The sequence below is a fragment of the Protofrankia sp. Cr1 genome, assembly GCF_963555865.1.
In the GTDB taxonomy this organism is placed as follows: Bacteria; Actinomycetota; Actinomycetes; order Frankiales; family Frankiaceae; genus Protofrankia.
The window spans coordinates 8,534-17,813 of record NZ_CAUVXO010000028.1 but is presented as its reverse complement, the minus strand read 5'-3'; the positions used below and the strand labels follow the sequence as shown (position 1 = coordinate 17,813).

Annotated in this window: 6 protein-coding genes; all 6 read left to right on the top strand. The window is 67.9% G+C overall.

Annotation, left to right across the window (positions count from 1 at the left end; all coding sequences use genetic code 11):
• Nucleotides 1–3,476: DUF4082 domain-containing protein (locus U9980_RS04800; RefSeq protein WP_322766860.1), on the top strand; the 3,476-nt coding region annotated here is incomplete at its 5' end.
• Between the two features lie 90 nt (nt 3,477–3,566).
• Nucleotides 3,567–4,613, top strand: coding sequence for a Gfo/Idh/MocA family oxidoreductase (locus U9980_RS04795; RefSeq protein ID WP_322766859.1), 1,047 nt, complete (start codon nt 3,567–3,569; stop codon nt 4,611–4,613).
• The gene (locus tag U9980_RS04790; protein ID WP_322766858.1) at nt 4,610–5,647 is read left to right on the top strand and encodes an SDR family NAD(P)-dependent oxidoreductase; all 1,038 of its coding nucleotides are present in this window, start codon (nt 4,610–4,612) and stop codon (nt 5,645–5,647) included. Before U9980_RS04795 ends, U9980_RS04790 begins: the two co-directional genes overlap by 4 nt.
• Nucleotides 5,644–6,867, top strand: a complete 1,224-nt coding sequence (locus U9980_RS04785) for a glycosyltransferase (protein ID WP_322766857.1) — start codon at nt 5,644–5,646, stop codon at nt 6,865–6,867. The genes U9980_RS04790 and U9980_RS04785 overlap by 4 nt, the downstream gene beginning before the upstream one ends.
• Nucleotides 6,864–8,066 (top strand): DegT/DnrJ/EryC1/StrS family aminotransferase, encoded by a 1,203-nt coding sequence (locus U9980_RS04780; protein WP_322766856.1) that lies wholly within the window; start codon nt 6,864–6,866, stop codon nt 8,064–8,066. The genes U9980_RS04785 and U9980_RS04780 overlap by 4 nt, the downstream gene beginning before the upstream one ends.
• Nucleotides 8,063–9,280 (top strand): glycosyltransferase (locus U9980_RS04775; protein ID WP_322766855.1); only part of this gene is annotated, 1,218 nt, incomplete at its 3' end. The genes U9980_RS04780 and U9980_RS04775, both read left to right, overlap by 4 nt.

Genomic DNA, 9,280 nt, shown 5'->3' with positions numbered 1-9,280 from the left:
AGTACCTGCAGGACTACGGGACCACAGTCGCGCCGGGTACGACCACGCACCACCTGACGCTCTATCGCGCCGCGAGCGGCGCGCTCGTGTTCGGCGCGGGCACGATCCAGTTCCCCTGGGGCCTGGACGACGTCCACGACGGCACGACGACGGCCGTCAACACCAACATGCAGCAGGCGACCGTGAACCTGCTGGCAGACATGGGCGCGCAGCCGGCGACGCTGATGGCGGGCATGATCGCGGCCACCGCGTCCACGGACCACACACCGCCGTCGATCACCATCACGTCGCCGACCGCCGGCGCGACCGTCACCAACGGCAGTCAGCTGACCGTGACCGGCACCGCGGCTGACAGCGCAGGCGCCGTCGGCGGGGTCGAGGTCTCCATCGACGGTGGTACTAGCTGGCACCCGGCGACCGGCCGCGGGAGCTGGACCTACACCGGGACCGTCCACGGCCTCGGTGCGGTCACGGTCAAGGCCCGTGCAGCCGATGACAGCGCCAACATCTCCGCGCCGGTGACCGTTTCGGTCAATGTCACCTGCCCATGTGTGGTCTTCGGTTCCGCCGCGACGCCGAAGACCCCGGCGGTCACCGACACCAGCGCCCTGGAACTCGGCGTTCGTTTCACCGCCGACGTCGACGGCTGGGTCACCGGAGTTCGGTTCTACAAGGGCAGCGGTAACACCGGTACGCACACCGGCACGCTGTGGTCGGCCGCCGGCACCCAGCTGGCAACCGCCACCTTCACCGGCGAGAGCGCGTCCGGCTGGCAGCAGGTCAGCTTCGCACAGCCGGTACAGGTCACCAAGAACACCGCGTATGTCGCCTCCTACTGGGCGCCCGCCGGGCACTACGCGGCGGACGCGGGCTTCTTCGAGGTGAACGCGGCCGACGCGGTGCCGCTGCACGCGACCAAGGACTCCGCAACGGCCCCCAACGGTGTGTACCGCGCGGGTGGCACCGGGTTCCCGACCAGCACCTACGGTTCCACCAACTACTGGGTGGACCCGGTGTTCACCGATGTCGCTCCACCTGATGTCACCCCACCGTTGGTGACGAGCCAGACGCCGCTGCCCGCGTCGTCCAGCGTGGCGCCGACGGTGACCCCGACAGCGGTGTTCAACGAGCCCGTCCAGCCGGCGACGATCACCTTCACCGTTGCCGCGGGCGGGCAGAACGTGGCGGGAAGCGTCGGATACGACGCGTCGACCAGGACTGCGACGTTCACTCCTGCCGCGGCGCTGGCCGACGGTACGACCTACACCGTGACGGTCAGCGGGGTGCGGGACATCGCCGGCAACGTGCTTGCCGCTCCGGTGACGTGGACCTTCACCACCGTTGTGCAGCCGCCGGTTGACGGTCTGTGCCCGTGCGGGATCTGGTCTGACGCGGCCACTCCGGCGAACATCACCGAAGCCGACGCCAGTGCGGTCGAGCTCGGAGTCAAGTTCCGCTCCGACGAGGACGGAAAGATCACCGGTATCCGCTTCTACAAGGGGCCGGCGAACACCGGCACCCACACCGGCACGCTGTGGTCGTCCACGGGTACCCAGTTGGCCACCGGCACGTTCACCGGGGAGAGCAGCACCGGTTGGGAGACGCTGACCTTCGCCACCCCCGTGAGTATCGTCAAGAACACCACCTATATCGCCTCGTACCACACCACCACCGGTCGGTACTCCACGACGGCCAACCAGTTCGCCTCGGGTGGGGTCGACAATCCTCCGCTGCATGCCCTCGCCAACGGGGCGGACGGGGCGAACGGTGTCTACGTGTATGGCACACACGCCTTCCCGTCGCAGCCGTCAACCACGAACTACTGGGTTGACGTGGTCCTGGCGCTACCACCGGACGTGACACCGCCGACGATTGCCAGCGCGAGTCCGGGTACGGGCGCGAACAGCGTCCCGGCTACCTCCTCGGTGAAGGCGACCTTCAGCGAGCGCGTCACGTCGTCGAGCATCGTGATGAAACTGACCGACGCTCAGAACAACAGCGTCGTCGCATCGACGGTGACCTACGACGTGTCGAGCAAGACGGTGACGCTCGCCCCGACCGCCACGCTGGCGTCCGGTCACAGCTACACCGTCTCCATGTCGGGGGCGAGCGACCCGACCGGCAATACGATGGCGCCGGTATCGTGGTCCTTCACAACCTCGGGCCTGTGTCCGTGCTCGATTTTTGAAACGACGTCCATCCCTGCCACCGTGGATTCCGGCGACACCCAGGGAGTGGAGCTCGGCGTACACTTCACTGCTGATGTCAACGGCTGGGTGACCGGGTTGCGCTTCTACAAGAGCGCGGCCAACACCGGCACCCATGTCGGTACGCTGTGGACGAATAACGGCACGGCGCTCGCGACCGCAACGTTCACGAACGAGAGCGCGTCCGGATGGCAACAGGTGAGTCTTTCCGCGGCGGTCGCGGTTACCGCCGGCACCACCTATGTCGCGTCCTACCATGCTCCGAACGGTCATTATTCGGCGACTGGCGGCATACTGAACACCGCTGTCAACAATGCGCCGCTGCATGCGCCGGACAGTGCAACCGCAGGTGGCAACGGCCTATATCTGTACGGCGCCGGTGGATTCCCCGACCACAGCTTCAACGGTGCCCATTACTGGGCGGACGTGGTGTTCAGCACGACCGCACCACCGGACGTTACACCACCGGCGGTAGCGGTGCGGTCACCTTTGGGTGGCGCGTCGTCCGTGCCGGTGGACGTGACGCCGCAGGCGACCTTCACCGAAGCGGTCACCCCTTCGACGGTCACGATGACCATGTCCAGCGGGGCCGGGTCGGTCTCCGGATCGGCTGCCTATGACGCCGCGACTCTGACGGAAACCTTTACCCCCGCCGCCGCGCTGGCGCCGGGCACTCAGTACACTGTCACCGTCAGTGGGGCCAAGGATGCTGCTGGCAACACGATGTCGTCCACCAACTGGACGTTCATCACAGCCAGCGCATCCAGTCCGACCGGACCGTTCTCGCTTTGGAGTGACTCGACAGTGCCGGGATCCGTCGACGCGGGCGACGCCAACGCGGCGGAGCTGGGTGTGCAGTTCATACCCTCGGTGAACGGTCAGATACTCGGGGTCCGCTTCTACAAGTCGGTGGCGAACACCGGTACGCACACGGGAACGCTGTGGAGCAGCTCCGGTACGGCACTCGCCACCGCTACGTTTACCGGTGAGTCAACTACCGGATGGCAGGAGGTTCACTTCTCGACACCGGTAGCTGTCACAGCGGGTAACACGTATGTGGTCTCGTACCACACCAACGTCGGTCACTACGCTGCCACCGGCGGGTACTTCCTGTCGTCCGGGCTGACGAGCGGGCCGCTTACCGCACCGTCCAGCGGTTCGTCCGGTGGAAACGGTGTGTATACCTACTCGGCTGCCTCGGCGTTTCCCACGGGTACGTATAATGCCGCCAACTACTGGGTCGACGTGGTGTTTGATCCGACCTCGTAACCCCGCGGTCGCGGGGTGATTCGCTGCGGAGTTTGCCGGGTGCGCTCGCGTGCCCGGCAAACCCGTACTGTCATTTTGGGGGGGAAAGCGTTGTCCTTGATCGGCGCCGCCGTCGTCGGTGCGGGGTACTGGGGTCCCAACCTCGTCCGAAACATCCAGGGGAGCTCGGAGTTTCGGCTCAGATGGCTGTGCGACATCGACACCGACCGCGCCCGTGCGGTTGTCGGTTCGTACGGCGATGTCCGGGCTACCGACCGTCTCGATGACATTCTTGATGATCCAGAAGTGCAGGCGGTGGCCATCGCCACGCCGGCCGCCACGCACGTGGACGTTGCCCTGCGGGCTCTGGACGCGGGCAAGCACGTGCTCGTCGAAAAGCCGCTCGCCTCATCGGTGGCGGAGGGCCGCAAGCTGGTCGACACGGCAGAGTCCCGTGGCCTCGTTCTCATGTGCGACCACACCTACTGCTACACGCCGGCGGTCATGAAGATCCGCGAACTCGTCCGGTCCGGCACTCTCGGCGAGATCCAGTATGTCGACTCGGTGCGCGTCAACCTCGGTCTTGTTCAGCGCGACGTCGATGTGATCTGGGATCTTGCCCCGCACGATTTGTCGATCTTTGATTTCATCCTGCCGGACGGGGTGACGCCCGAGGCTGTGACGGCTACCGGCGCCGACCCGATCGGCGCGGGCAGGGCCTGTGTCGGCTACCTGTCGATGGCGCTGTCCAACGGTGCGATCGCCCACACCCATGTGAACTGGCTTTCGCCGATCAAGGTTCGGACGGTGATCGTCGGCGGTTCGCGGCGGACCCTTGTCTGGAATGACCTCAACCCCGCGCAGCGCCTGTCGATCTATGACCGTGGGGTCGATCTCGCGGAAGCCGACGTGCTGGAAAGTGAGAGCAGGCGGAACATGATGATCTCCTATCGCAGTGGCGACATGATCGCCCCTGCGCTGGCCGAGCGGGAAGCGCTGAGCACCGTGATGACCCAGTGGGCGACGGCTATCGACACTGGGAACCCGCCCGCGACCGATGGTCGCGCCGGCCTGCGGGTCCTGGGAATGCTCGAAGCGGCGTCGCGCAGTCTGCGCTCGGGCGGCGCCCGCGTCCCGCTGCTGGAGGTCGCCCGATGACCGGGGCCGCGGACAGCGTCGCAGTTCCCGCAGGCGTCGCAGTTCCCGCAAGCGCCGCAGTTGACCTTGCCGGCACCCGGTGCCTGGTCACCGGTGGCGCCGGCACGATCGGTTCGACCGTTTGTGATCAGCTTGTCGAGGCGGGCGCGGCCGAGATCGTGGTGCTCGACAACCTGACGCGCGGCCGCGAGGCCAACCTTGCGACCGCCATGAGTTCCGGGCGGGTGCGCCTGGTCAACGGTGACATCTGCGACCGTGCGCTGCTGGCGGAGCTGATGCCCGGTACCGACGTCCTGTTCCACCTCGCCGCCATCCGGATCACCCAGTGCGCCGAGGAACCGCGGCTGGCGCTCGAGGTACTCGTCGACGGGACCTTCGACGTCCTGGAAGCCGCGGTCGCCGCCGGTGTACGCAAGGTGGTGGCCTCGTCGTCGGCATCGGTGTACGGCCAGGCGTCGGCGTTCCCCATCTCTGAAGATCATCATCCTTATCACAACGACACGATCTACGGCGCGGCGAAGGTCTTCAACGAAGGTCTGCTGCGCAGCTTCCATGCCATGTACGGCCTTGACTACGTCGCGTTGCGGTATTTCAACGTGTACGGGCCGCGCATGGACGTCCACGGCGTCTATACCGAAGTCCTGGTGCGGTGGATGGAGCGGATCGCCGACGGCGAGCCGCCGCTCATCCTCGGCGACGGCACGCAGACCATGGACTTCGTGTTCACCACGGATATCGCCCGGGCCAACCTGGCGGCGGCGCAGACGGACGTCACCGATGAGGTCTTCAACGTCGCATCCGGCGTCGAGACCTCGTTGCGCGAGCTTGCCGAGGCCTTGGCCGCGGTGATGGACGCCGGTCATCTCGGCCTGGAGTACGGACCTGCGCGTCGGGTGAATCCGGTGGCCCGCCGTCTCGCGGACACCTCCGCAGCCGCGTCCCGGCTGGGTTTCAAGGCCGAGGTCGGCCTCGCCGACGGTTTGGGGCAGCTGGTGCAATGGTGGCGCGAGGCGCGGCCGGAGCTCACCTCATGAGCTCCCCGCCGCCGCTCCCACGTCCGCGCGAGCTTGTGGTGTGCAGCTCCGGTACGTCCTGGGACGGGATCTGGTTCCCGATGCGGCATGTTGCGCTGCATCTGTCCCGCCAGATCCCGGTGTTGTGGGTCGACCCGCCGATCTCTTACCTCACACCGCTGAAGGACCGCAACACCGCCGCTGCCCTGCGTCGTCCCCGGCTGCGCGTGGTCCAGCCGGGAATCATCAGGCTGACGCCGGTCACTCCGCCCGGGGTGAGTCGTCCGATCATGCGGGAAGCGGCGCGACTGGCCGCCCGGGACGCCGTCCGGCGGGCCCTGCGCCGGATCGGTGCGACGGTTCGCGCGGTCATCGTGGACTCCCTCGCCGACATGCTCGATGTCGCTCCCGGCGCGCGCCGGGTCTTCTACGGCACCGATGACTTCGTCGCCGGTGCCGAGCTGATGGGCGTGTCCAGACCATGGCTGGAGCAGGCCGAGCAGCGTCAGCTTGCCAAGGCACATGTGGTTGTGGGGGTCTCCCCGGTGCTGGTGGACCGGTGGCGGGCCATGGGCACCGAGCCGGTGCTGGTGCCCAACGGTGTCGACGCCGGTCACTTCGCGGACTGCGACAACGCGCCGCTGCCGCAGGACGTGCACCTTGCGTCCCCGATCGCGGGCTTTGTCGGGCACCTCTCCGACCGTATTGATCTGACCCACCTGGAGGCCGTGGCCGATCGGGGCATCTCCATCCTGCTCGTCGGGCCCCGGCAGGCGACATTCGAGATCAAGCGTCTGGATGCGCTGCTGTCGCGGCCCAACGTGGAGTGGGTGGGTCCGAAGGCGTTCGCGGACCTGCCATCCTACTTGCGCATGATCGATGTGGGGCTGACGCCGTACACCGACTCAGCCTTCAACCAGGCCAGCTTCCCGCTCAAGACCCTTGAGTACCTGGCCGCGGGCCGGGGCGCGGTGAGTACCGATCTGCCCGCCAGCCGGTGGCTGGACACCGATCTGCTCAGTATCGGCGCGAGCCCGCCGCGGTTTGCCGAGGCGACCGCCGCGGCGCTGGACGTGGTCCGCACCGATGGCCTGGCGGCTGCCAGGCGAGCGTTTGCCCTCCAGCATGACTGGGCGGCCCGCACGGCGGAGCTCGCGCAGCTGTGCGGCCTGCCGCCGGGGCCTGCCGGTGATCTCGCGGGTGTCGCGGCGATCGCCTCGTTGAAGGGAGTCGACCGATGAGTGCGATTCCGGTGATGACGCCCTGGCTGGGCGAGCAGGAGGCGCAGGCGGCGGCGGACGCGGTCCGGTCGGGATGGGTGGCGCAGGGGCCGCGGGTCGCCGAGTTCGAGGGTGCGTTTGCCGACCGTCTCGGCGGCGGCGAGGCGGTCGCGGTGTCGTCCTGCACGACCGCGCTGCATCTCGCGCTGGTGCTGTTGGACATCGGCCCCGGTGACGAGGTGGTGGTGCCGTCCCTGTCGTTCATCGCCACCGCGAACGTCGTCCGCTATGTCGGCGCCACTGTTGTGTTCGCCGACGTCGAGGCGTCCACCGGCAACATCACGCCAGCCACGGTGGCTCCCGTCCTCACCGGCCGCACCCGGGCGGTGATTGCCGTGCACCAGGGCGGGGTACCCGCCGATGTGGACGGGGTTTCCCAGCTGTGCGGGCCGCGCGGTGTCGCGGTGATCGAGGATGCGGCCTGCGCCGCCGGGTCGACGATGAACGGTCGGTCGGTCGGCGCGGGCGCACCGCTTGCGGCCTGGTCGTTCCATCCGCGCAAGCTGCTCACCACCGGTGAGGGGGGCATGCTCACCACCACCGACCCCGCCTGGGCCGCGCGTGCCCGGCGGCTGCGCGAGCACGGGATGAACGTGAGCGCGGCCGAGCGGCACCGCAGCCGAGCGCCGGTGTTGGAAAGCTATGTCGAGACCGGTTTCAACTACCGGATGACCGACATCCAGGCCGCGGTCGGGCTGGTCCAGCTGGCAAAACTCGACGCGATGGTCGACCGTCGCCGTTTCCTTGCCGAGCGTTACCAGCGGTTGCTTGCTGCGATCCCAGGGATGGTGACCGTAGCTGACCCGCCGAACGGGACAACGAACTACCAGAGCTTCTGGGTCGTGCCGCCGAGGTCAGCGGTCAGTCGCAACGAGCTGCTCGCTGCGCTGGCCGAGCGTGGGATTTCGGCGCGACGTGGCATCATGGCCTCCCATCTGGAACCCGCCTATGGGGGGCATCGCCGTGACGATCTTCCCGTCACCGAATGGCTGACCGAGCAGTCACTCATTCTGCCGCTGTTCCACACGATGACCGAGCAACAACATGATCGTGTGGTCGAGGCTCTGCTGGACATCACCGCTGGTGGCGGTGCGGGCGGTGCGGGTGCGGGTGCGGATCTGGCGGATGCCGCGCTCGGACAGGGTGTGCGCAGACCGTGAGGATCCTGGTCTATCCCCACATGATGGAGATCGGGGGAAGTCAGCTCAACGCGGTGGAGCTCGCCGGGGCGGTGCGGGACCTCGGCCATCAGGTGACGGTCTTCGGGGTGCCGGGTCCGCTTGTCGACACGGTTCGTGATCTTAAGCTTGACTATGTCGCGTCTCCGAAGCCGGGGCGTCGGCCGTCGCCCAGGGTGATGAGCGCGCTGTGCCAGGTGGTGCGCGAGCGCCGGATCGACCTGGTACACGGCTACGAGTGGCCGCCCGCGTTGGAGGCGTTCTTCGGGCCGCGGACGAGGATGGGCGTGCCGGCGTTCGCCACGGTGATGTCCATGGCGGTCGCCCCGTTCCTGCCCGCGACCATGCCCCTGGTGGTGGGCACCGAGCTGATCGGCGAGTCCGCCCGGGCCGCCCGGCGCGGTCCGGTCGACCTCATCGAGCCACCGGTCGACGTGCGTCTCAACGCCCCGGAGGCGGTTAGCGACGCTGCGCTCACCCAGCTGCGAGCGCGTTTCGATCTGGATCCGGCTAACCTCCATGTGGTCGTCGTGTCACGGTTGGCAACCGAGCTGAAGCTGGAAGGACTCCTGGCCGCGGTCGACGCGGTGGCACGGCTGGCGGCGGACATGCCGGTTCGGCTGGTGGTTGTCGGTGACGGCCCCGCGCGGGACCAGCTTGCCGCGCACGTCGCGCGGGTCGGCGCCGTCCGGGGCCGACAGGTGGTCGTGCTCACCGGTGAACTTACCGATCCACGCCCCGCCTACGCCCTCGCCGACATCTCGATCGGCATGGGCGGGTCGGCCCTGCGGGCGTCAGCTTTTGGCAAGCCGCTGGTGGTCCAGGGCGAGGGCGGCTTCTTCGAGCTGCTGACTCCCGACAGCGTGGCGACCTTTCTCTGGCAGGGCTGGTACGGCATCGGCGAGGGCGACCGGATCAGCGGTGCGCGCAGACTGGTCAAGATCCTTGCGCCGTTGCTCGCCGACGCGGACCGTCGTCGTCAGCTGGGTGATTATGGTCGCGAGCTGGTGACGCAACGTTTCTCGCTGGAACGCGCGGCTCGCGTCCAAGAGGCGCTGTACACCCGGACGCTGGCAACCGGCGCCAGCCGGCCGGACGTGCGCACACTCGGGGTCAGCGCGGCCGGCCTGTTCGCCCACGAGGTGCGACGGCACTATGACCAGCTGCGCGGGCAGGCGGCGTTGGACGACTTCAAC

Coding starts and splice junctions, on each gene's coding strand:
- U9980_RS04780 (WP_322766856.1), top strand. CDS start 6,864: ATGAGTGCGATTCCGGTGATGACGCCCTGGCTGGGCGAGCAGGAGGCG.
- U9980_RS04785 (WP_322766857.1), top strand. CDS start 5,644: ATGAGCTCCCCGCCGCCGCTCCCACGTCCGCGCGAGCTTGTGGTGTGC.
- U9980_RS04790 (WP_322766858.1), top strand. CDS start 4,610: ATGACCGGGGCCGCGGACAGCGTCGCAGTTCCCGCAGGCGTCGCAGTT.